The sequence below is a fragment of the Curtobacterium herbarum genome (genome assembly GCF_016907335.1).
Lineage (GTDB): Bacteria > Actinomycetota > Actinomycetes > Actinomycetales > Microbacteriaceae > Curtobacterium > Curtobacterium herbarum.
Genome location: NZ_JAFBBT010000001.1, coordinates 3,477,142 through 3,499,601 on the forward strand (window position 1 = coordinate 3,477,142; position 22,460 = coordinate 3,499,601).

The following is a 22,460-nucleotide window of genomic DNA, read 5'->3' on the forward strand; positions in this document are numbered from 1 at the left end:
GGATGACGGCTCGCACGCTGAGCGCCGCTGTGTCCCACGTCGGACGCATCCGCGCGAACAACCAGGACTCCGGCTACGCCGGGCAGCACCTGTTCGCGGTGGCCGACGGCATGGGCGGGCACGCCGGCGGTGACGTCGCCTCGGCGATCGCGATCCGACGCATCCGCGAGGTCGACCGCGAGTTCCCGTCGGCGCACGACGCCGAGTTCGCGCTGCAGTCCGCCCTGATCGCCGCGAACCAGCTCATCACCGAGACCGTGTTCGAGCACCAGGAGCTCACCGGCATGGGCACCACGGTGAGCGCCATGATCCGGGTCGGCGACCAGCTCGCGATCGCCCACATCGGCGACTCCCGCATCTACCGCTGGCGTGACGGCGAGCTGCAGCAGATCACCTCCGACCACACGTTCGTGCAGCGTCTGGTCGACAGCGGCCGCATCACGCCGGAGGAAGCCGCGGTGCACCCCCGCCGCTCGGTCCTGATGCGCGTGCTCGGCGACGTCGACGCGGCACCAGAGGTCGACACCGCGATCATGGACATCCGCCCGGGCGACCGGTGGCTGCTCTGCTCCGACGGACTGTCCTCGTACCTGGCAGAGGAGCGCATCCGCCACGCGCTCGCCTCCACCATGGACGCCAACCAGGTCACCCAGCGGCTCGTCAAGGAGACGCTCGACCACGGCGCCCCCGACAACGTCACGGTCGTCGTGCTCGACGTCACCGACTCCGAGCCGGGCGACGACGACGACGCGGCCACCACGGTCGGCTCCGCCGCGGCCCCCCTCACCTTCGAGGCGTCGACCGGTCGCAAGCCGATCCGCCTCCCCACGATCCTGCTGCACCCGCTCAAGGTCTCGAGCGCTCCGGAGGACTCGCACTTCGAGCCCGAGTCCGACCAGTACTTCGCCGAGCTCATCGCCGAGGACCGTCGCCGCCGGGTCCGTCGCCGCGTCTCCTGGTCGATCGCGCTCGTCATCGCGATCCTGGCGCTCGTCGGTGCCCTCTTCCTCGGCTACCGGATCGTGCAGGACCACTACTACGTCGGCACGGACCGCGGTTCGGTCGCGATCTACAAGGGCGTCCAGCAGTCGATCGGTCCGATCGCGCTGTCCGACGTCTACGAGGACACCGACATCTCCCTGACCGAACTCCCCGACTACACGCGGGAGAACGTCCGCTCGACGATCAACGCGACGTCCCTCCAGGACGCCCGCGCGATCGTCGACCGTCTGCGCACGGCCGCCGAGACCGGTCAGGACCAGAGCGGGACGGGAGGCTCGGGAGACTCCCCGACGTCGTCACCGTCCGCCTCCCCCTCCGGGTCCGCGACCCCCCGTTCCCCGTCACCCTCCCCGTCGAGGAGCGCACGATGAGCGCCACGACCGCGCCCTCGCTGACCCAGGCGATCACGATCAAGCTCCGGGAGCCCGCGCGCGCCCGGAACCTCGAGCTCGTGCTGCTCGTCATCGCCTGCGGCATCTGCGGCGGCGCGATGGTGCTCGTGCAGCTCGGCACGAAGGGGCGGGTCTTCGACACGTCGGTGCTCTGGACCGCCGCGTCGATCCTCGGCCTCGCGCTGGTGATTCACGTCATCCTGCGGATCGTCGCGAAGAACGCCGACCCGTTCATCCTGCCGGTCGCGCTGGTGCTCAACGGCATCGGGATCGCCGAGATCTACCGCATCGACATCCACAACGGCGTCTCCGGGTGGGCGGCGATCGGCGTCAAGCAGATCGCGTGGACCCTGCTGGCGATGGTGTTCGCGATCATCACGATCCTGCTCGTGCGCAACCACCGGTTCCTGCAGCGGTACCGGTACATCTTCATGCTGCTCACCATCGTGCTGCTCCTGCTTCCGATGCTGCCCGGCATCGGCACGAACATCGGCGGCGCCCGGGTCTGGATCCGGATCGGACCGTTCTCGTTCCAGCCGGGTGAGCTCGCGAAGATCACGATGGCGCTGTTCTTCGCCGGGTACCTGGTCACCGCACGCGACAGCCTGTCGATCGTCGGCCGGAAGTTCCTCGGCATGACGTTCCCCCGCGCCCGCGACCTCGGCCCGATCCTCATCATCTGGGGCGTGGCGATGAGCGTGCTGGTGTTCCAGCGCGACCTCGGCACGGCGTTGCTGTACTTCGGCCTGTTCCTCGTGATGATCTACGTCGCGACCGCCCGGCTCAGCTGGGTCGTCATCGGCCTGGTGCTGTTCATCGGCGGAGCCCTCGTCGCGGCGAGTGTCCTGGTCTACGTGCAGGGCCGGTTCGAGCAGTGGCTGGACCCGTTCGACCAGCAGATCTTCCTGCGGCAGACGCAGGGCAGCTACCAGCTCGTGCAGGGCCTGTTCGGATTCGCGAACGGCGGGATCACCGGCACCGGGCTCGGCCAGGGCCGTCCGTACATCACGCCGGTCGCCAACGCGGACTACATCATCGCCTCGCTCGGTGAAGAGCTCGGGCTGATCGGGGTCTTCGCGATCCTCGGCCTGTTCGTGATCCTGGTCTCCCGGGGCATCCGCGTCGGCTTCATGGCCCAGGACGACTTCGGCAAGCTGCTCGGCATCGGGTTCGGGTTCACGATCGCCCTGCAGGTCTTCGTCGTCATCGGCGGCATCACCCGGATCATCCCGGTCACCGGACTCACCACGCCGTTCATGGCGGCAGGTGGTTCGTCCCTCGTGGCGAACTGGATCATCGCGGCGATGCTGCTGCGGCTGACCGACTCGATCCCCGCCGAGCAGCGCATCCAGCAGGGTGCGTTGACCGAGCGGGGCAACACCGGCCGCGGCCGGTCCAGGAAGGAGCGCCGGTGAACCGCCAACTCCGCGGCGTCTCGACCGTCGTCGTGCTCATGTTCGTGGCGCTCTTCGTGTCGACGACGTCCATCCAGTTCTTCGCGGCGGACTCGCTCCGTGCCGACAGCCGGAACTCGCGAACCATCCTCGACAGTTACTCGACCAAACGCGGTGCGATCCTGGTCGACGGGAAGCCGATCGCCGAGTCCACCGCGGTCGATGACCAGTACCAGTACCAGCGCAAGTACAACAACGGCGAGCTCTACTCGGCGGTCACCGGCTACTTCACGATCGGCCAGGGCAACTCGGGCATCGAGAGCGCCGAGAACGCCGAGCTGTCCGGCAACAGCGACGACTCGTTCTTCCAGAACCTCAACTCCATCCTCACCGGCCAGGACGTCCAGGGCGACAACGTCAACCTGACGATCGACCCCGACGTGCAGCAGGCCGCGTACGACGCCCTCGGCGCGAACACCGGTGCGGTCGTCGCGATCCAGCCGAAGACCGGCAAGATCCTGGCGATGGTGTCGAAGCCGAGCTACGACCCGAACACGCTCACCTCGCACGACACGAAGGACGTCATCGCGCGCTACCAGGCGCTCGAGGCCGATGCGTCGAAACCGCTCGCGAACCGCGCCATCGCCGGCGACCTGTACACGCCCGGCTCGGTCTTCAAGCTCGTGGTCGCCTCTGCGGCCCTGGCGAGCGGGGACTACACGCTCGACTCGACGCTGCCGAACCCGTCGACCCTGACCCTGCCCGGCACCAGCTCGCGGATCAACAACGCCGAGGGCGGCAGCTGCGGCGGCGGCGACCAGGTGAAGCTGCGCGTGGCGATCCAGTACTCGTGCAACATCCCGTTCGCCGAACTCGGCCAGAAGCTCGGGTACGACACGATCAAGAAGACCGCGGACGAGTACGGCTTCGGCAACGTCATCGACGTGCCGACCTCGGCCACCCCGAGCCAGTACCCCGAGCCCGAGTCGACGGCGCAGCTCATGCTCAGCTCGTTCGGCCAGGCCAACGACCGCGTCACCCCGCTGCAGATGGCGATGGTCTCCGCCGGCATCGCGAACGGCGGGCGTGTCATGCAGCCGTCGCTCGTCGAGTCGATCGAGACGAGCGACCTGAAGACCGTCGACTCGTTCTCGCCGAAGCAGTACAGCGCCCCGCTGTCGTCCAGTGCGGCTTCCGACCTGACCGAGGCGATGCAGAGCGTCGTGAACGCGGGGACCGGAACGAATGCGAAGATCGACGGTGTCGACGTCGCCGGCAAGACCGGTACGGCCGAGGGCGGCACGGGCGATCCCTACACTCTCTGGTTCACGGGCTTCGCCCCGGCCAAGGACCCCGAGGTCGCGGTCGCCGTGGTCGTCGGGAACGGCGGCGGGCTCGGGCAGTCCGGAGTCGGCAACACGGTCGCGGCTCCCGTCGCGAAGAAGGTCATGGAGGCGGTGCTGAACAAATGAGACCCACCAGCGGACTCACCTTCGGTGGGCGGTACCAGCTCTCCTCCCGAGTCGCCATCGGCGGCATGGGAGAGGTGTGGCAGGCGACTGACCTCGTCATCGGGCGCACCGTCGCCCTGAAGATCCTCAAGGACGAGTACCTCGGCGACCCCGGGTTCCTCGAGCGCTTCCGCGCCGAGGCCCGGCACGCCGCACTCGTCAACCACGAGGGCATCGCCAACGTGTTCGACTACGGCGAAGAGGACGGCAGCGCCTACCTCGTGATGGAGCTCGTCCCCGGCGAAGCCCTGTCGACGATGATCGAGCGCGAGCACACCCTGCCGGTCGACAAGGTCCTCGACATCGTCGCCCAGACCGCGAACGCCCTGCAGGCAGCGCACGCCGTCGGCCTGGTGCACCGCGACATCAAGCCGGGCAACCTGCTCATCACCCCGGACGGCCGCGTCAAGATCACCGACTTCGGCATCGCCCGCATCGCCGACCAGGTCCCGCTCACCGCGACCGGCCAGGTCATGGGCACCGTCCAGTACCTCTCGCCGGAGCAGGCGAGCGGCCACCCGGCGTCGCCGTCGACGGACGTGTACTCGCTCGGCATCGTCGCGTACGAGTGCCTGGCGGGCCGCCGACCCTTCACGGGCGAGTCGCAGGTCGCCATCGCGATGGCGCACATCAACGACCAGCCGCCGGCGCTGCCGGGGACGGTCCCGGAGCCGGTCGCGGCCCTCGTGATGTCGTGCATCGCGAAGAAGCCCGCGGACCGCCCGGCGACCGCGGCGAACCTCGCCCGCGCAGCCCAGGCCCTCCGTCGTGGTGACGTCGCCGCGGCGACCGTGGCGGTGCCGGCCATCGGCGGTGCCGGGACGGTGGCGTTCAACCCGCCCCCCGGCAACGACGCGGCCACCGCGCTCATCGGCACCCAGGCGAACGCCCCGGTCGTCGGCGGTGGTGCGCCGCGCAGCCCCGCCGGCCCCGAGGACGACGTCGAGCAGAAGAAGAGCCGCGCCTGGATCTGGTGGCTCGTCGGCGCCGTCGTGCTCGTCGCGGCGATCGTGGTCGGCGTGTTCGTCTTCGCGAACGCCGACTCGGACCCGAAGCCGTCACCGTCCCGGAGCAGCGCTCCGTCGCAGACGCAGACCCCGAGCCAGGAACCGTCGGCCACCCCGTCCGACACCCGCACGACGATCAACCCGGCCGACTACGTCGGACGGGCGACCGACCAGGTCCAGACCGAACTGCAGGCCATGGGCTTCGCGGTCCAGGTGCAGGACGGCGACCCGGCCGAGACCGCCGAGCAGGCGAACACGGTGCAGTCGATCAGCCCCACCGGCAGCCTGTCGGACGGTGCGCTCATCACCCTGCGCGAGTTCACAGCACCGCCGTCGGTCAACAAGCCGAACACCCCGAGCGCCGGTGCGGTCTCCGCCTCCGGAGCCGTGAAGTTCAGCTGGTCGACCGCGACCTGCCCCACCGGGTACACCGTCTCGAAGTACTCGTGGACGGTCTCCGGCGGCAAGGACTCCAGCGGCGCGACGAGCGGCGACACCTCCGAGACCTCGGTCGACATCCAGGCCGACCAGGCCGGCGACGACGTCACCCTGTCGTACACGGTGACGTGCGGGAACCTGGCCGCGTCGAGCGCCTCCGACCCCGCGACGGCGACGTGGGTCGCACCGACGGACCCCACCGACGCGCCGAGCTCGACGGCGACGCCGCAGGACTGACGCACCACCGCACCACCCCCGCGAGGCCCCGACGTGTTCGACGTCGGGGCCTCGCCACGTTCCGGTAACGGTTGCTGCCGGAGGGCGGCCAGCCAGCGTCCCCCCAGAGAGCCCTGCCGTACACTTGCCCGGACGGACATTCGGAGGAGTACGTGCCTGAAGGTGTGACCGCGGGGATCACGCTCCTCGCCAACCGGTACGAGATCGGTGACGTCATCGGACGCGGCGGCATGGCCACCGTGCACGTCGGCACCGACACACGGCTGGGTCGGCGAGTCGCCGTGAAGCTGCTCAAGCCGAGCCTCGCGAACGACCCCGCGTTCCGCACGCGCTTCCGCCAGGAAGCCCAGGCGGCCGCCCGCATGGCCCACCCGACGATCGTCCGGGTCTACGACGCCGGCGAAGAGACCGTGCGCGAGAACTCCGGCGCCGAGGTGCAGGTCCCCTTCATCGTCATGGAGTACGTCGAGGGTCGCCCGCTGAGCGAGATCGTCGCCGAGGGTCCGGTCGTGCAGGAAGAAGCCGCTCGCATCGTCGAGGGCATCCTGACCGCGCTCGAGTTCTCCCACCGCGCCGGTGTCGTGCACCGCGACATCAAGCCGGCCAACGTCATGATCACCCACTCGGGCCAGGTCAAGGTGATGGACTTCGGCATCGCTCGCGCCATCACGGACACCTCGGCCACGGTGGCGCAGACCACGTCGATCCTCGGTACCGCGTCGTACTTCTCCCCGGAGCAGGCCCGCGGCGAGGTCGTCGACGCCCGCACCGACCTGTACTCCACCGGCATCGTGCTGTTCGAGCTGCTCACCGGGCACCCGCCCTTCCGTGGCGCCTCGCCGGTCGCGGTGGCCTACCAGCACGTCAGCGAGCAGCCCGTCGCCCCGTCCACCATGACGCCGACGGTGTCACCGGCGCTCGACGCCGTCACGCTGCACGCCCTCGTGAAGGACCGCACCCGGCGGTTCCAGAACGCTGCGGAGTTCCGACGCGACCTGCAGCAGGCCGCCGCCGGACACGTCCCGATCTCGAAGAAGAAGCTCGCCGCAGCAGCCGCGGACGACGCCGCACTGCTGTTCGGGGTCAACCCGCGTGCCGCGGCCAACGCCGACGTCGCGTTCCGTGAGCTCGACGACACGCAGGAGCGCCGTCCCCAGCGGACCCAGAGCCGGCCCCCGGTGGCCTGGATCTGGCTCGGCATCGTCCTGACCATCGCCGTCATCGCCGGGGTGGCGTACTTCGTCGCCAACCTCGAGCCGGGCAAGCCACCGGTGAGCTCGTCGATCAAGGTGCCGAGCGTCTCCGGTCAGACCTTCGACCAGGCCCAGGCCACGCTCGAGAAGCGTGGCCTGAAGGCGGTCCGCGACGACGAACCGTCGGACAGCGTCGACAAGGACGACGTCATCCGGACCGTCCCCGGCTCCGGCACCTCGGTCGCCCGCGACCAGGACATCCGCGTCGTGGTCTCGACCGGGCCGGAGCAGATCGCCGTGCCGGACGTGCGGTCACAGACGCAGGACGCCGCGACGAAGGCACTCGATGCCGCCGGTTTCTCGGTCGGCGCGGTCAGCTCGGACTACTCGCCGACGGTGCCCGAGGGAACGGTCCTGAGCACCGACCCGGCCTCTGGCGGCACCCAGGCGAAGGGCTCGGTCGTCAACCTCGTCGTGTCCAACGGCAAGGTCCAGCTGCCCGACGTCACGCAGCAGCCGTTCGAGACCGCCAGCTCGACGCTGACCGGCCTCGGTCTCACGGTGCAGCCGGCCCCGTCCTACGCCTGCACGGGCACCACGGTGACCCAGCAGAGCGTGCCCGCGGGCGACGTCGCGCAGGGCAGCTCGATCACGCTGACCTACTGCGCCGCGTCCGCCCAGCGCCAGCCGACCCGCAAGCCGGCAGCCCCCGACGACGGTGGGGCGTCGAACGGCGGAGCGTCGAACGGCGGGACGTCGAACGACTCGGGCGGCGGCGACGCGAACCTCGGCTAGGGGAGCGGATCAGACGCTCACTGGCCGTCGGACGTCCTGCGGCAGCGACCGACAGCCGCGCACGCCGATCGCGATCACCGTGCACCACGATCGATCGCCGCGCACCACGATCGATCACCCTGCACGTCGATCGCTCGCCGTGCGGGCCGCGACCGACGGTCAGTGACCGGTGATGAGCGGCCCGAGTCCGTCGGCCCGCTCGGCAGCGCCACTGAGGCCTGCCGTCTCGAGCCAGTTGCCGACCATCCGGTAGCCACCCTCGGTCAGGACGGACTCCGGGTGGAACTGCACGCCGTAGACCGGTGCACCGCGGTGCTCGACGCCCATGATGACGCCGCCCGCGGTCCGGGCCGTGGTCGTCAGCTCGTCGGGCACCGTGCCGTCGACGATCGCGAGCGAGTGGTACCGCGTCGCGGTGAAGGGGTGCGGGACACCGGCGAAGAGCACGCTGTCGTCGTGGTCGACCTGTGACGTCTTGCCGTGCATGAGTTCGTCGGCGTGCGTCACCGTGGCGCCGAGCGCTTCGGCGATCGCCTGGTGTCCCAGGCAGACGCCCAGCAGGGGCTTGTCCGCGGCGATGGCCGCACGCACGGTCGCGATCGAGACGCCGGCGTCGGCCGGGGTGCCCGGACCGGGCGACAGCAGCACGCCGTCGTACTCGGCGATCCGGTCGGCGATCTCGGTCTCCGGGAAGGCGTCGTTGCGGACGACGTCGGTGTCCGCGCCGAGCTGCTGGACGTAGCCGTTGAGGGTGTACACGAAGCTGTCGTAGTTGTCGACGACGAGGATCTTGGTCATGGGCCGTTCACGGTACTCGTGGGGGGATGTGAGTCCGGTCGGACGGGGCCGGAACTCACGCATGGTGACGGTAGGATACCGGCCATGGCCATGGACAAGGACCGCACCAAGCCCGCCCGGACGACCCGAGCCGACTCGGTCGACACTGCGGGGGACCAGCCGAACCCCGTGTGGTTCAAGCCCGTCATGTTCGGCTTCATGCTGATCGGACTCGCATGGGTCATCGTCTTCTACGTCTCCGGCGGCACGCTCCCGGTTCCGTCGCTGAACTCGTGGAACATCCTGATCGGCTTCGGCATCATGTTCGTCGGCTTCCTCATGACCACCCGGTGGCGCTGACCACTCGCTCCAACGCCCCCTCGACGCCCGTCGCACCGCTCCCGGTGCGGCGGGCGTCGTCGTTCGCGCAGGCGGGGCCAGGCTCTGTGTCTGTCCACAAGCCACAGGGCCGAGAATCGGCCGATCGGGAGGCGCGAGCACGGTTCTCCACAGATCCGCGCGTTCTCCACATGACTGTCCCCACCCCGTGTCCGGAGTTCTCCACAGGCTCCTCCACAGTGGGGATAATCACACCCGTGTAACTCACCGATCTGTCCCCAACTGTGGAGAACTCCGCGGGGAGGTGTGGACAACGGTCGTTCGGCCGCGAGATCAGGTCTGTGCTCTGCGACGGCAGGCGCTGGCTCCGACGACAGAACGCCCCGTCGCGGGAGCGACGGGGCGTTCTGGTGGACCTGCGGCGGCGTCAGCCGGTGGTGACCGCGTACCCGACGAAGCAGAGCGCGATGGCGACCACAGCCTCCAGAGCGAGCAGGGTGACCTGCAGGCCACGCTGCCGGACGTTGCGCGTCCGGGCGAACACGAACCCGGTGACGAAGCCGGCGAGGATGCCGCCCACGTGGGCCTGCCACGAGATGTTCGTACCGGGCAGGAACCCGATCACCAGGTTGAGCCCGATGATGACGAGCAGCTGCACGGCGTTGTTGCCGAGACTGCGCTGCAGGACGAAGAACGCCGCGAACAACCCGAAGATCGCTCCCGAGGCGCCGACGACCCAGGTCCCCGGTGCCAGGAACGTGACGAGCATCGACCCCGAGATCCCCGCGATGAAGTACAGCGCGAGGAACCGCCACGTCCCGAGCATGTTCTCGAGCATCCGTCCGAAGATGAACAGCGCCCACATGTTGAACAGGATGTGGAAGACGCCCGAGTGGACGAACAGCACCGTGGCGATGCGCCACGGCTGTGTCGGCAGCAGCGCCGAGTTGTACGCGAGCCACTGGCTGAGGAAGCCACCCGACACCTGGTCGAGCAGCCAGATGGCCACCGACACCGCGATGAGGACGACGGTCCCCTTCTGGTCGAGCATCGCGAACCGGCGCCGGGCGACCGTCAGGCTGCTCGGGCCGGAGGCGCGACGGTTCTCGGTGAACTTCGCCCGCTGCTCGCGCACACACTCGGGGCAGTGCACCCCGACCGCTGCCGGCGTCTGGCACTCCGGGCAGATGGTCCGCCCACAGCGCTGGCACAGCACGAAGCTCTGCCGGTCAGGGTGCCGGTAGCAGGTGTTGGACGAAGCCGAGGTGGAGTCGGTCACTCGGTTCAGACGTCCTCGACGTCGATGCTCTGGATCACGACGTCGTCGACCGGCTTGTCGCGACCGTCGGTCGGGACGGCCTCGATCGCGTCGACGACGGCACGCGACTCGTCGTCGGCGACCTCACCGAAGATGGTGTGCTTGCCCTGCAGCCAGGGGGTCGCCACCGTGGTGATGAAGAACTGCGAGCCGTTGGTGCCACGGCCACCCTGCAGGCCGGCGTTCGCCATGGCGAAGATGTAGGGGTTCTGGAACGTGAGCTCCGGGGAGATCTCGTCGTCGAAGCGGTAGCCCGGGCCGCCGATGCCCTGGCCGAGCGGGTCGCCGCCCTGGATCATGAAGTCCTTGATGATGCGGTGGAAGACGACACCGTCGTAGAGCTTGTCGGTCGACACCTTGCCGGTGCCGGGGTGCGTCCACTCCTGGGTGCCGGTCGCGAGACCGACGAAGTTCTGGACGGTCTTCGGTGCGTGGTTGCCGAACAGGTTGACGCGGATGTCGCCCTTGTTGGTGTGGATCGTTGCGACAGCGGTGTGCAGAGACATGACCCGATTCTCGCATGTGCCGCTGGATGTGCACGGGACGCACAGCCGGGGTTCTGTGACCTGTCAGGCGCTCGGGTGGCAGGATGGGGTCACGTCGAGCCATGGAGGTACCGAATGTCGATCGAGATCCCGCGCAAGCGCCGGAAGCAGATCAAGAAGCTCAAGGGCAAGACCGCCTCACTCCTCGGTGAGCAGCGGAAGGTCCTTGAGCACGCGAACGCCATCCTGACCGAGGCCCGGGAGCACGCGGCTGATGCTGCGCGCAAGGACTTCGCTCCCCGCGTGCAGAACGCGATCGACAACGGGCTCCGTCCCGCGGTCGCGACCGGGGTGCACGCTGCGACCTCGGCAGCACAGAACGCCTCGCACCGGTTCCAGTCCGAGGTCGTCCCCGGCCTCATCTCCACCGCTGGCTCCGTGCTCAGCGTCGGGGACCTGGCGAAGGACCCCCGCGTGCAGAAGATCGTGAAGGAAGCACAGAAGCGCAGCAAGACCGCGCGCAAGGCTGCCGGCAAGTACGTGCCGGCCGTCGCACCGAAGAAGGGCATCGGTTTCGGTGGGGTCGCCCTCATCATCGTCGGTGTCGTCGCGGTCGCCGGTGCTGCCTACGCCGCGTACCAGACGCTCCGCGCCGACGACGACCTCTGGGTCGCCGATGACGCGGACAACGCGGGCAAGCCCGCCGCCTGATCTCCTGGTTCGCTCGAAGGGCCCCGGCACGCTGCCGGGGCCCTTCGTCGTTCCCCGGCGGTGTGGCCTTCGCGTCCGCCCTCGACGTCGCACGACACGCCGCCACCCTTCCGCCGAGTAGCTCGGCCGCAGCCAGCAGGCCGACCGGTCAGGACACCCCGCAGCACTCCCGCCCACCGGTCACGAACTGTCGCCTGGAGGCCCGCCAAGCGACGCTTCGTGACCACTCGCCCGCAAACCCCGGGCATGCCGGCAGCCCGACCGCTCAGCAGCCCGACCGGTCAGGACACCCCGCAGCACTCCCGCCCACCGGTCACCAACCGTCGCCTGGAGGCCCACCAACCGACGCTTCGTGACCACTCGCCCGCAAACCCCGGGCATGCCGGCAGCCCGACCGCTCAGCAGCCCGACCGGTCAGGACACCCCGCAGCACTCCCGCCCACCGGTCACCAACCGTCGCCTGGAGGCCCACCAACCGACGCTTCATGACCACTCGCCCGCAAACCCCGGGCACGCCGGCAGCCCGACCGGTCAGCAACCCGACCGGTCAGAACACCCCGCAGCACTCCCGCCCACCGGTCACGAACCGTCGCCTGGAGGCCCACCAACCGACGCTTCGTGACCACTCGCCCGCAAACCCCGGGCATGCCGGCAGCCCGACCGCTCAGCAGCCCGACCGGTCAGGACACCCCGCAGGACTCCCGCCCACCGGTCACGAACCGTCGCCTGGAGGCCCACCAACCGACGCTTCGTGACCACTCGCCCGCAAACCCCGGGCATGCCGGCAGCCCGACCGGTCAGCAACCCGACCGGTCAGAACACCCCGCAGGACTCCCGCCCACCGGTCACGAACCGTCGCCTGGAGGCCCGCCAACCGACGCTTCATGACCACTCGCCCGCAGACCCCGGGCATGCCCCCGGCAGGGCGATCCCGCGACTTGGCCAACCCAGACCGGAACACGGAACCCCGAACCCGAGCACCGGGATCGACGGCGAACGCCGACGCACCGGACGCCTGCACGCACGACGCCCGCGCCGCAGGGGCGGCGGCGCGAGTAGGCACGACGACCGAGAACGGCGAAGCGAGGAACGAGCGGAGCAGAGCTCACGCGGAGGGAGTGGAGCCTAGGAGATTCGAACTCCTGACATCTGCCTTGCAAAGGCAGCGCTCTACCAACTGAGCTAAGGCCCCGGAGCGACCGGATCGGCCGCGACGCCGAGACTTCCGACGCGGGAGTTGAGTTGTGGTGGGGCTACAAGGACTTGAACCTTGGACCTCTTCGTTATCAGCGAAGCGCTCTAACCGCCTGAGCTATAGCCCCTCAGACCGGATGAAAGCCTACCCCACGATCGCGCCGGAGCGAAATCGAGCGGGTCGGCCCACCCGGACCAAGTCAGTTGTTGGTGAAGCCCACGAGCACGCCGCCCGTGATCCGCACGCTGAGGTTGTACAGGACGCTGACGATGGCGCCCAGCACGGTCCCGACGACCACGTTGAGGATGCCGACGACGATCGAGAACCCGAGGACCTGGCCCAGCGAGAACTGGTCCATGATCGAGTAACTGTTCTGACCGGTGACGTCCTTCAACAGGCTGTCGATCTGGTCGAAGACGCCGGTCTGGTTGAGGATGACCCACACCAGCGCCGTGGCGACGACGATCACGATCGAGCCGGCCAGGGCGATGAGGAAGGACAGCTTCACCATCGACCAGAAGTCGACGTAGACCAGGCGGAGTCGGACCTGACGAGTCCCGACGGGCCGCTTCGCCTTCCGCTGGAGCTTCTCGGCGACACTACTCATTGCTTGACTCGTCCTCTCCGGCCTCGACAGGCGCGGCGTCGGTGGGCAGTGCGTCGGTGGAGACTTCCTCCACGAGCTCTGCGTCGGCGGCGTCGGCGACCGCTTCGTCCGGGCTGACGGTCTCGACCGGGCCCGCGGGCTCGATCTCGGCGTCCTCCTGGTCGTCCAGGTTCCGCTCACTGTTCCGGGCCACAGCGATGATCCGGTCGTTCTCCGCGAACCTCGCGAAGACGACCCCCATCGTGTCCCGGCCCTTGGCTGGGACCTCGGCCACGGCAGACCTTACCACCTTGCCCGATTGCAGCACGACGAGCACCTCGTCGTCCTCGCCGACGATGAGGGCACCCACGAGGTCGCCCCGGTCGGCGGCCAGACGGGCCACCTTGATGCCGAGACCACCGCGACCCTGGATGCGGTACTGGTCGACCGAGGTGCGCTTGGCGTAGCCGCCCTCGGTCATGACCCAGACGAACCCGTCGTCCGCGACGACCGACGCCGACAGCAGGGTGTCGTCCCCGCGGAACGACATGCCCTTCACTCCGGAGGTCGAGCGACCCATCGGACGGAGCGTGTCGTTCGTGGCGGTGAAGCGCAGCGACATGCCGTGGCGCGAGACCAGGAGCAGGTCGTCGTGCTCGTCGACGAGCAGCGCCGACCGGAGCTTGTCGCCCTCGCGCAGGTTGATCGCGATGATGCCACCGGTGCGGTTCGTGTCGTACTCGGTGAGCGCGGTCTTCTTCACCAGGCCCTGCTCGGTGGCGAGCACCAGGTACTGCGCCGCCTCGTAGTCGCGGATGTCGAGGACCTGCTGGATCTTCTCATCCGGCTGCATGGCCAGGAGGTTCGCCGAGTGCTGGCCCTTGGCGTCACGTCCGGCTTCCTGCAGCTCGTACGCCTTGGCCCGGTAGACGCGGCCCTGGTCGGTGAGGAACAGCAGCCAGTGGTGCGTCGTGGTGACGAAGAAGTGGTCCACGACGTCGTCCGCGCGGAGCTGTGCCCCGCGGACACCTCGGCCGCCCCGGTGCTGCGAGCGGTACTGGTCGCTGCGGGTGCGCTTGACGTAGCCACCGCGGGTGATGGTGACGACGACCTCTTCCTCGGGGATGAGGTCTTCCATGCTCATGTCGCCGTCGAAGCCGAGCATGATCTCGGTGCGGCGGTCGTCCCCGAAGCGGTCGACGATCTCGGTGAGCTCGTCGATGATGATGGTGCGCTGGCGCTCCGGGCGGGCGAGGATGTCCTCGAAGTCGGCGATCTTCAGCTCGAGGGCCTCGGCCTCCTCGTGGATCTTCTGGCGCTCGAGGGCGGCCAGACGACGCAGCTGGAGTTCGAGGATCGCACGCGCCTGGATCTCGTCGACCGAGAGCAGCTCCATCAGGCCGTTGCGGGCTTCTTCGACGTCGGGCGAGCGGCGGATGAGCGCGATGACCTCGTCGAGGGCGTCGAGGGCGGCCAGGTAACCGCGCAGGATGTGCGCACGCTTCTCGGCTTCACGCAGTCGGAACTGGGTCCGGCGGACGATGACCTCGACCTGGTGGTCGACCCACGCGCTGATGAACCCGTCGAGCGCCAGGGTGCGGGGCACCCCGTCGACGATCGCGAGCATGTTCGCGCCGAAGTTCTCCTGCAGCTGCGTGTGCTTGTACAGGTTGTTGAGCACGACCTTGGCGACCGCGTCGCGCTTCAGCACGATGACCAAGCGCTGCCCGGTCCGGCCCGAGGTCTCGTCACGGATGTCGGCGACGCCGGCGAGACGGCCGTCCTTGACGAGCTCGGCGATCTTGATCGCCAGGTTGTCCGGGTTGACCTGGTACGGCAGTTCGGTGACGACCAGGCAGGTCCGGCCCTGGATCTCCTCGACGCTGACGACGGCACGCATCGTGATCGAGCCGCGGCCGGTCCGGTAGGCGTCGACGATCCCGCGGGTGCCGAGGATCTGCGCGCCGGTCGGGAAGTCCGGGCCCTTGATGCGCTGCATGAGCGCTTCGAGGAGCTCTTCACGCGTCGCGTCGGGGTGCTCGAGCGCCCAGACCGCACCGGAAGCGACCTCGCGGAGGTTGTGCGGCGGGATGTTCGTCGCCATGCCGACCGCGATGCCGACGGAGCCGTTGACGAGCAGGTTCGGGAAGCGGGCCGGCAGGATCGACGGCTCCTGGGTGCGACCGTCGTAGTTGTCCTGGAAGTCGACGGTCTCTTCCTCGATGTCCCGCACCATCTCGAGGGCGAGCGGGGCCATCTTGGTCTCGGTGTACCGCGGGGCCGCGGCGCCGTCGTTGCCCGGGGAGCCGAAGTTGCCCTGCCCGAGGGCGAGCGGGTACCGGAGCGACCACGGCTGCACGAGCCGGACGAGTGCGTCGTAGATCGCGCTGTCACCGTGGGGGTGGAACTGTCCCATCACGTCGCCGACCACGCGCGAGCACTTCGAGAATGCCCGGTCCGGACGGTAGCCACCGTCGTACATCGCGTAGATCACGCGGCGGTGCACCGGCTTGAGGCCGTCGCGGACCTCCGGCAGGGCACGACCGACGATGACGGACATCGCGTAGTCGAGGTACGAGCGCTGCATCTCGAGCTGCAGGTCGACCTGCGAGATGCGGTCACCGGAGACGACGATGTCCCCACTGTCGCCGTGCACGATCTCGGGCTCGTCGGCGCCGTTCTCGTTGTCGTCAGCCATGTGCTTGCGTTGCCTTCCTTGACAGCCTGGAGGCTCGTCGTCCGTTGGTCGCGCCGGGCGCGACCACGAGGGGTCGGGTCGGGTCGACGCGGCTCACGCCGCGCCTCCCGGCCTAGATGTCCAAGAAGCGGACGTCCTTCGCGTTCTGCTGGATGAACTGGCGACGGGCGTCGACGTCCTCACCCATGAGCGTGGCGAACACGCTGTCCACCGCGGCGGCGTCCTCGAGCGTGACCTGCAGGAGCGTCCGGGTGTCCGGGTTCATCGTGGTGTCCCACAGCTCCTTGTAGTCCATCTCGCCGAGGCCCTTGTAGCGCTGGATCCCGTTGTCCTTCGGGATGCGCTTGCCGGCGGCGATGCCCGACTGCAGCATCGCGTCGCGCTCTCGGTCGCTGAACACGTACTGGTCCGCCGCGTTCGACCACTTCAGGCGGTACAGCGGCGGCTGCGCGAGGTACACGTAGCCGCGCTCGATCAGCGGACGCATGTAGCGGAACAGCAGCGTGAGCAGCAGTGTGGTGATGTGCTGGCCGTCGACGTCGGCATCGGCCATCAGCACGATCTTGTGGTACCGGGCCTTGTCCGGGTCGAAGTCCTCACCGATGCCGGCGCCGAACGCCGTGATCATCGACTGGATCTCCTGGTTGGCGAGGGCACGGTCGAGCCGGGCCTTCTCGACGTTCAGGATCTTGCCGCGCAACGGCAGGATCGCCTGCGTCATCGGGTTGCGGCCCTGCACGGCGGAACCGCCGGCGGAGTCGCCCTCGACCATGAAGATCTCCGACAGGGTCGGGTCCTTCGACTGGCAGTCCTTGAGCTTGCCGGGCATGCCGCCCGACTCGAGCAGCCCCTTGCGTCGCGTGGTCTCGCGCGCCTTGCGGGCGGCGAGGCGGGCCTGGGAGGCCTGGATCGCCTTGCGCACGACGTCGCGCGCCTGCGTCGGGTTGCTCTCGAACCAGTGCGTCAACTCGGCACCGACGACGCGCTGCACGAAGCCCTTGGCCTCGGTGTTGCCGAGCTTGGTCTTCGTCTGGCCCTCGAACTGCGGTTCGCCGAGCTTGATGGAGATGACGGCGGTGAGCCCTTCACGGATGTCGTCGCCCGTGAGGTTGTCGTCCTTCTCCTTGATGATCTTCGCTTCGCGGGCGTACTTGTTCACCAGGTACGTCAGCGCGGAGCGGAAGCCCTCTTCGTGGGTGCCGCCCTCGTGCGTGTTGATCGTGTTCGCGAAGGTGTGGACGCTCTCCTGGTAGGAGGTGTTCCACTGCATCGCGACCTCGAGCGCGATCTTGCGCTCCGGGTCCTCGGACTCGAAGCCGATGACGTCCGGGTGGACCAGGTCGGCCTTCTTCTGCGCGTTGAGGTACTCGACGTAGTCGGCCAGACCGCGCTCGTAGCGGAAGGAGTCCTTGCGGGCTTCTTCCCCCTCGGCCGGGGTGCGCTCGTCGACGAGCGTGATGCGCAGGCCCTTGTTGAGGAACGCCATCTGCTGGAACCGGGTCCGGAGCGTCTCGTAGTCGAACTCGACCGACTCGAAGATCTCGGCGTTCGGCCAGAACGTGATCGTGGTGCCGGTCTCGTCGGAGGCTTCGTCCTGGGACAGCGGCGACACCGGCACGCCGTCGGTGTAGCTCTGGCGCCAGACGTGTCCCTGCCGGCGGACCTCGACGTCGAGCTCGCTCGAGAGCGCGTTCACGACGGAGGAGCCGACACCGTGCAGACCACCGGAGACCGCGTACCCGCCGCCGCCGAACTTGCCGCCGGCGTGCAGGACGGTCAGGACGAGCTCGACCGTCGAGATGCCCTCGTTCGGGTGGATGTCGACCGGGATGCCACGGCCGTTGTCGATGACGCGGACGCCGCCGTCTTCACGGATGGTGACGTTGATCGTGTCGCAGTAGCCGGCGAGGGCTTCGTCGACGGAGTTGTCGACGATCTCCTGCACCAGGTGGTGGAGACCGCGCGGGCCCGTGGACCCGATGTACATGCCCGGGCGCTTGCGGACGGCTTCGAGGCCCTCGAGCACCTGGATCTGGTCTGCGCCGTACGATGGTTCGCTCTGCGGGGCCTGCTCCTGCGGCTGGGCCTCGTCACTCTGCGGGTCTCGCTGGTCGTCGTCAGATTCAGATGTCATGTCGGGAGTGCTCCTGCCTGCGCGCGGAACGCCCGCACACTGCACTCCCCAGTCTACCGCAGCGAGGCCCGGGTCCGGGGGCCGTACGCCCCACAGAGCGACGAATCTCAGACGGATGGATGATTTCGTCTGGTCAACCGTAGGTATCGCGAGGGCCGCGCCCCTGGACCGACCTGAGGCCGCGTTTCCATGTGGGGGCGTCGGGCCCGGAAACCCGGATCGACTCGACGCCCGCTGCCGGGTACCGCTGGGCGATGGTCGTCGTGACCGTCCCGCGCATGAGTCGGAGCTGCGTCGCCCAGGCCGTCGAGTCGCACCGGATGACCAGTGCGCCGTCCTCGATCGTGACCGGCGTGGAGTGCTTCGCGAGCTCGTCGCCGACCACACTCGGCCAGTCCACGAACAGCTCGGAGCGGGCCAGCGGCTCGGTCCAGCCGAGCTCCGCCGTGAGGGCGCCCATCACGTCGCCGAGCCCGGTGGGCTCCCGGCCCTTGCCGTACGGCACCGAGTCCGGGTCCTGGCCGGCAGCGCGGCGGCGCCGGGCGTCGAGGCCGCGCTTCGACGGGTCGCCGAAGACGGCCTTGAAGTGCTGGTACACCCGGGACGGTTCCGCGGGCTTCCGGGGCGCGGGCATCAGGACGCCGCCGGGGTGGTGTCCGGACGGGAGGCCCGGTCGGCGTCCGCCTCGTCGGTCACGATCGCGCCCGCCTCGATCCGCACGGTGTGCGCGGCGAGCTGCCCGGGGACGTCACCCTGCACCGCCGCGGTGATGAGGACCTGCTCGTAGTCCGCGACCGCTCCGGCCAGCCGCTCACGGCGCGATTCGTCGAGCTCGGCGAACACGTCGTCCAGGATGATGATCGGGTCCCCGAGCGAGGACTCCGCGCGGAGGATCGTCGCCGAGGCCAGCTGCACCGCGAGTGCGAAGGACCAGGATTCGCCGTGACTGGCGTAGCCGCGGGCCGGTAACCCGTTCAGCTCGAAGAGGACGTCGTCGCGGTGGGGTCCGGTGAGGGTCAGCCCGCGATCGAGTTCGTCCCGCCGGCGACGCTCCAGCGCTGCCCGGAACGCCTCGGCCGCGGAGGCGATCGTGACCGGCTCCTCCGGGGTCCCGAGCACCGGGTCGGTCGCGGCGGCGTCCTCCGGGTCGGCGCCGCGGACACTGAGCACGCCGGCGATCGTCGCCTGGTGCCGCTCGCCCGCGACGGTCGCGTACGACTCGGTCACGAACGGGGCGAGGCGCCGGGTGAGGTGGTCGCGCGCCGCGATGATCTCGGCGCCGAACTCGACGAGCCGGTCGTCCCAGACGTCGAGGGTCGAGAGTGCTCCGGCCTTCGCCCCGGTCGCACGCGCCGACTTCAGCAGGGTGTTCCGCTGCCGGAGCGTCCGGTCGTAGTCCGCCAGGACTCCCTGCATCCGCGGGGCGATCTGGACGAGGAGCTCGTCGATCATCCGCCGGCGGCCGGACGGCTCACCGCGGACGAGTGCCAGGTCCTCCGGCGCGAAGAGCACGCTGGTGCAGTACCGCGGCAGCTCGCGCGGCTTGATCGCCGACCGGTTCACCTGCGCACGGTTCGACCCGCTGCGGTTGATCTGCACCTCGGCGAGGATGCTGCGGTCCTCGTGCGCGAGCCGGGCCCGGACGATTGCCGAGTCACAGCCCTGCCGGACGAGTGCGGCGTCCGTCGGGACCCGGTGCGACCCGAGGGTCGACAGGTAGCCGATGGACTCGACGAGGTTGGTCTTGCCCTGGCCGTTGCGGCCGACGAACAGGTTCGGCCCGCGTGCGAAGTCGACGTCCGCCTCCCGGTAGTTCCGGAAGTCGGAGAGCTGGAGATGGTCGACGTGCACGCGGGCCGAGACGGGTCGAGGGGGTTACCTCGACCGACTACGCCTTCTTGACGGCGTGGCCGCCGAACTGGTTGCGGAGTGCGGCGACGGCCTTCATCGTCGGGGACGCGCTGCCCTGACGCGAGACGAAGCGCGCGAACATGGCCGCGGAGAGCGCCGGCATCGGCACCGCGAGCTCGATGCCCTCCTCGAGGGTCCACCGACCCTCGCCGGAGTCGTCGACGTAGCCCTCGAGCGCGTCGAGCTTCGGGTCCTCGTTGATCGCGAGGACGAGGAGGTCGAGCAGCCAGGAGCGCACGACGGTGCCGCGCTGCCATCCGGCGAAGACGGCGGGGACGTCGGTGATGATGTCCTTCGCCTCGAGGAGCTCGTAGCCCTCGCCGTACGCCTGCATGATCGCGTACTCGATGCCGTTGTGGACCATCTTCGCGTAGTGGCCCGCGCCGATGCCGCCGGCGTGCGAGAAGCCCTCTTCGCGCGGGCCCTCGGGACGGAGTGCGTCGAAGACGGGCATGGCGCGCTCGACGTCGGCCGCGTCGCCGCCGGCCATCATGCCGTAGCCGTTGTCCTTGCCCCAGACACCGCCCGAGACACCGACGTCCATGTAGCGGATGCCCTTGGCGTCCAGCTGCTTGGCGTGGATCTCGTCGTCGAGCCACTTCGAGTTGCCGCCGTCGATGACGAGGTCGCCCGGCTCGAGGACCTCGGCGAGGTCGGTGATGACGTCGTCGGTGATCTTCCCGTGCGGGACCATGACCCAGACCAGACGCGGGCCGGTGAGGGCCTTGGCGAGGGCGCCGAGGTCGGGGACGTCCGAAACGGCGGGGTTGGCGTCGTACCCGACGACGTCGATCCCTGCGTTGCGCAGACGCGCACGCATGTTGTTGCCCATCTTCCCGAGGCCGACAAGACCGATCTGCATGATTTCCTCTTCTTCGTCGATGTCGCGCTGATGCCGCTGGTGGCGCGTCAGCGCAGGATGTCTGTTGCGACTAGCGCAGCAGCAGGTTGGGCTGCAGCAGGTACCGGTACCCGTCCGTGGCCGGTTCCTCTCGCGAGGACTGCCCGGTGATCAACACCGGACCCGGCTTGTTCGGGTTCTCCGTCTTGGTGAAGGAGATCCGGACGAACTCGGAGTGCACTGCATTCAACCCGTCCAGGAGGAAGGCCGGTTTCAGGGAGACAACCGTTTCCTCACCGGTCAGCAACGCATCGATCGACTCTGACGCCTGCGCTTGTTCGGAACCGATCGCCTCGAGCGTGAGCCCGTCGACCGTGAAGGAGAACCGGAGCGCGGCTTCGCGCTCCAGGACGAGGGAGACCCGTCGGACGGCTTCGACCAGTTCCGCGGTGTTGATGACCGCGTGGTCCTGGACCGTCTCGGGGAAGAGCCGGCGCACCGGCGGGTAGTTGCCCTTGATGAGCAGCGAGGTCACGGTCTTGTCGTCGGCGTGGAACGCGATGAGCTCGCGGTCGGACCCACCGCTGATCGAGACCGAGACCGTCGTGGCCGAGCCGAAGGTGCGACCGACCTCCTGCAGGGTGCGGGCCGGGACGAGGGCGTGGAGGGTCGTGGCTGCGTCGCCGTCGCCGCCGGCGCGACCCGAGTCCCACTGGATGGTCCGGACCGCGACGCGGTAGCGGTCCGTGGCGATGAGGGACACGTCGTGCTCACCGACCTCGAGCTGTACGCCGGTGATGACGGGGGTGACGTCGTCACGGCTGGCGGCGACGGCCACCTGCGAGACCGCTTCGGAGAACGAGTCGCCGGGGATGACACCGGTCTGCGGACCGACCTCGGGGAGCGTCGGGTACTCCTCGACGGGCATCGACAGCAGCGTGAAGTGCGCGGAGCCACAGGTGACCGTGATCCGGGAGTCCTCGGTCGCGAAGCTGACCGGGGCGTTTGGCAGTCGGCTCGCGATGTCGTTCAGCAGCCGGCCGGAGACGAGCACCGTGCCCGGGTCGTCGATCTGTGCGGCGATCGAGGTCTGCGCCGAGACCTCGTAGTCGAACGACGACAGCGTCAGACGATCGCCGTCGGCGTGGATCAGCACACCGGACAGGATCGGGAGGGTCGTGCGCTGTGGGAGGAGCTTCACCGCGAAGGAGACGGCTTCGGAGAAGACGTCCCGGTTGACCTCGAACTTCACGGCGTGGACCCCTGTCGATCGGTTGACTGCCCGGCGGCCCCATTGTGGCACAGCAGCGGCAGACCACCGATCCGTGTCATCCGCCGTCCCCAGAGGTTGGCCCAGGGAGATGGAGAGAGAAGAGAGGAGTAATGGTCTTAACGCCTGTGCACACTGTGGACAACTCTGGGGATGCCGCTCCCCGACTGGGAACTACAACGGTGTCACTTGTTGGTGGCGTGTGCACGACCTCTGGATGAGCAAA

General features: G+C 69.0%; 17 protein-coding genes and 2 tRNA genes. 7 read left to right on the forward strand and 12 right to left on the reverse strand.

Annotated elements, in window-relative coordinates:
* The first annotated feature begins 2 nt into the window (after positions 1–2).
* The 5 genes from JOD51_RS16605 to pknB all read left to right on the forward strand — a co-directional run bounded on the left by JOD51_RS16605 (position 3) and on the right by pknB (position 7,969).
* Positions 3–1,373 (forward strand): Stp1/IreP family PP2C-type Ser/Thr phosphatase, encoded by a 1,371-nt coding sequence (locus JOD51_RS16605; protein WP_204610565.1) that lies wholly within the window; start codon positions 3–5, stop codon positions 1,371–1,373.
* The gene (locus JOD51_RS16610; RefSeq protein ID WP_204610567.1) at positions 1,370–2,809 is read left to right on the forward strand and encodes an FtsW/RodA/SpoVE family cell cycle protein; all 1,440 of its coding nucleotides are present in this window, start codon (positions 1,370–1,372) and stop codon (positions 2,807–2,809) included. The genes JOD51_RS16605 and JOD51_RS16610 overlap by 4 nt, the downstream gene beginning before the upstream one ends.
* On the forward strand, positions 2,806–4,260 hold the full coding sequence (locus tag JOD51_RS16615) for a peptidoglycan D,D-transpeptidase FtsI family protein (protein WP_204610569.1): 1,455 nt from the start codon (positions 2,806–2,808) through the stop codon (positions 4,258–4,260). The genes JOD51_RS16610 and JOD51_RS16615 overlap by 4 nt, the downstream gene beginning before the upstream one ends.
* Positions 4,257–5,981, forward strand: coding sequence for a serine/threonine-protein kinase (locus tag JOD51_RS16620; RefSeq protein WP_204610577.1), 1,725 nt, complete (start codon positions 4,257–4,259; stop codon positions 5,979–5,981). Before JOD51_RS16615 ends, JOD51_RS16620 begins: the two co-directional genes overlap by 4 nt.
* Before the next feature lie 152 nt (positions 5,982–6,133).
* On the forward strand, positions 6,134–7,969 hold the full coding sequence (gene pknB, locus JOD51_RS16625) for a Stk1 family PASTA domain-containing Ser/Thr kinase (RefSeq protein ID WP_259558295.1): 1,836 nt from the start codon (positions 6,134–6,136) through the stop codon (positions 7,967–7,969).
* Between the two features lie 159 nt (positions 7,970–8,128).
* On the opposite strand, the gene JOD51_RS16630 is transcribed toward pknB, so the two are convergent.
* Positions 8,129–8,767, reverse strand: a complete 639-nt coding sequence (locus JOD51_RS16630; RefSeq protein ID WP_204610579.1) for an anthranilate synthase component II — start codon at positions 8,765–8,767, stop codon at positions 8,129–8,131.
* Positions 8,768–8,851: 84 nt separating this feature from the next.
* On the opposite strand from JOD51_RS16630, the gene JOD51_RS16635 reads away from it, so the two are divergent.
* Positions 8,852–9,106, forward strand: a complete 255-nt coding sequence (locus JOD51_RS16635; protein WP_110902913.1) for a cell division protein CrgA — start codon at positions 8,852–8,854, stop codon at positions 9,104–9,106.
* Positions 9,107–9,512: 406 nt separating this feature from the next.
* Here JOD51_RS16635 and JOD51_RS16640 read toward each other — a convergent pair whose 3' ends face one another.
* Together JOD51_RS16640 and JOD51_RS16645 are read right to left on the reverse strand one after the other, a co-directional pair.
* Entirely contained in the window at positions 9,513–10,364 is an 852-nt protein-coding gene (locus tag JOD51_RS16640; RefSeq protein ID WP_204610587.1) for a rhomboid family intramembrane serine protease, read from the reverse strand.
* A 5-nt stretch (positions 10,365–10,369) separates the two neighbouring features.
* Positions 10,370–10,909, reverse strand: a complete 540-nt coding sequence (locus tag JOD51_RS16645; RefSeq protein ID WP_166780592.1) for a peptidylprolyl isomerase — start codon at positions 10,907–10,909, stop codon at positions 10,370–10,372.
* A 114-nt stretch (positions 10,910–11,023) separates the two neighbouring features.
* On the opposite strand from JOD51_RS16645, the gene JOD51_RS16650 reads away from it, so the two are divergent.
* Positions 11,024–11,599 (forward strand): hypothetical protein, encoded by a 576-nt coding sequence (locus JOD51_RS16650; protein ID WP_111075320.1) that lies wholly within the window; start codon positions 11,024–11,026, stop codon positions 11,597–11,599.
* 1,119 nt (positions 11,600–12,718) lie between these two features.
* Here the strand turns inward: JOD51_RS16650 and JOD51_RS16655 are convergent.
* From JOD51_RS16655 to dnaN, 9 genes are all read right to left on the reverse strand, one after another.
* A tRNA-Ala gene (locus JOD51_RS16655) sits at positions 12,719–12,791 on the reverse strand.
* Positions 12,792–12,844: 53 nt separating this feature from the next.
* Positions 12,845–12,921, reverse strand: a tRNA-Ile gene (locus tag JOD51_RS16660).
* 72 nt (positions 12,922–12,993) lie between these two features.
* Positions 12,994–13,401, reverse strand: coding sequence for a DUF3566 domain-containing protein (locus tag JOD51_RS16665; protein ID WP_110902908.1), 408 nt, complete (start codon positions 13,399–13,401; stop codon positions 12,994–12,996).
* Positions 13,394–16,078, reverse strand: a complete 2,685-nt coding sequence (gyrA, locus tag JOD51_RS16670; RefSeq protein WP_239539906.1) for a DNA gyrase subunit A — start codon at positions 16,076–16,078, stop codon at positions 13,394–13,396. Before gyrA ends, JOD51_RS16665 begins: the two co-directional genes overlap by 8 nt.
* Before the next feature lie 112 nt (positions 16,079–16,190).
* Complete coding sequence (gyrB, locus tag JOD51_RS16675; protein WP_204610589.1) at positions 16,191–18,212, reverse strand: DNA topoisomerase (ATP-hydrolyzing) subunit B; 2,022 nt, start codon at positions 18,210–18,212, stop codon at positions 16,191–16,193.
* A gap of 133 nt (positions 18,213–18,345) precedes the next feature.
* Positions 18,346–18,846, reverse strand: coding sequence for a DciA family protein (locus tag JOD51_RS16680; protein WP_204610591.1), 501 nt, complete (start codon positions 18,844–18,846; stop codon positions 18,346–18,348).
* Positions 18,846–20,063: a DNA replication/repair protein RecF gene (recF, locus tag JOD51_RS16685; RefSeq protein ID WP_204610592.1), complete on the reverse strand. Its 1,218-nt coding sequence runs from the start codon at positions 20,061–20,063 to the stop codon at positions 18,846–18,848. The genes JOD51_RS16680 and recF overlap by 1 nt, the downstream gene beginning before the upstream one ends.
* Positions 20,064–20,100: 37 nt before the next feature.
* Complete coding sequence (gene gnd / locus JOD51_RS16690; protein ID WP_204610594.1) at positions 20,101–20,985, reverse strand: phosphogluconate dehydrogenase (NAD(+)-dependent, decarboxylating); 885 nt, start codon at positions 20,983–20,985, stop codon at positions 20,101–20,103.
* A 70-nt stretch (positions 20,986–21,055) separates the two neighbouring features.
* The gene (dnaN, locus tag JOD51_RS16695) at positions 21,056–22,216 is read right to left on the reverse strand and encodes a DNA polymerase III subunit beta (protein WP_204610602.1); all 1,161 of its coding nucleotides are present in this window, start codon (positions 22,214–22,216) and stop codon (positions 21,056–21,058) included.
* Positions 22,217–22,460: the final 244 nt, after the last annotated feature.

Bases quoted from the DNA above. Each gene is read 5' to 3' on its own strand.
- JOD51_RS16605 (WP_204610565.1), top strand. From the start codon at position 3: ATGACGGCTCGCACGCTGAGCGCCGCTGTGTCCCACGTCGGACGCATC.
- JOD51_RS16610 (WP_204610567.1), top strand. From the start codon at position 1,370: ATGAGCGCCACGACCGCGCCCTCGCTGACCCAGGCGATCACGATCAAG.
- JOD51_RS16620 (WP_204610577.1), top strand. From the start codon at position 4,257: ATGAGACCCACCAGCGGACTCACCTTCGGTGGGCGGTACCAGCTCTCC.
- JOD51_RS16630 (WP_204610579.1), bottom strand. From the start codon at position 8,767: ATGACCAAGATCCTCGTCGTCGACAACTACGACAGCTTCGTGTACACC.
- JOD51_RS16635 (WP_110902913.1), top strand. From the start codon at position 8,852: ATGGCCATGGACAAGGACCGCACCAAGCCCGCCCGGACGACCCGAGCC.
- JOD51_RS16645 (WP_166780592.1), bottom strand. From the start codon at position 10,909: ATGTCTCTGCACACCGCTGTCGCAACGATCCACACCAACAAGGGCGAC.
- JOD51_RS16650 (WP_111075320.1), top strand. From the start codon at position 11,024: ATGTCGATCGAGATCCCGCGCAAGCGCCGGAAGCAGATCAAGAAGCTC.
- JOD51_RS16665 (WP_110902908.1), bottom strand. From the start codon at position 13,401: ATGAGTAGTGTCGCCGAGAAGCTCCAGCGGAAGGCGAAGCGGCCCGTC.
- gyrA (WP_239539906.1), bottom strand. From the start codon at position 16,078: ATGGCTGACGACAACGAGAACGGCGCCGACGAGCCCGAGATCGTGCAC.
- gyrB (WP_204610589.1), bottom strand. From the start codon at position 18,212: ATGACATCTGAATCTGACGACGACCAGCGAGACCCGCAGAGTGACGAG.
- JOD51_RS16680 (WP_204610591.1), bottom strand. From the start codon at position 18,846: ATGCCCGCGCCCCGGAAGCCCGCGGAACCGTCCCGGGTGTACCAGCAC.
- gnd (WP_204610594.1), bottom strand. From the start codon at position 20,985: ATGCAGATCGGTCTTGTCGGCCTCGGGAAGATGGGCAACAACATGCGT.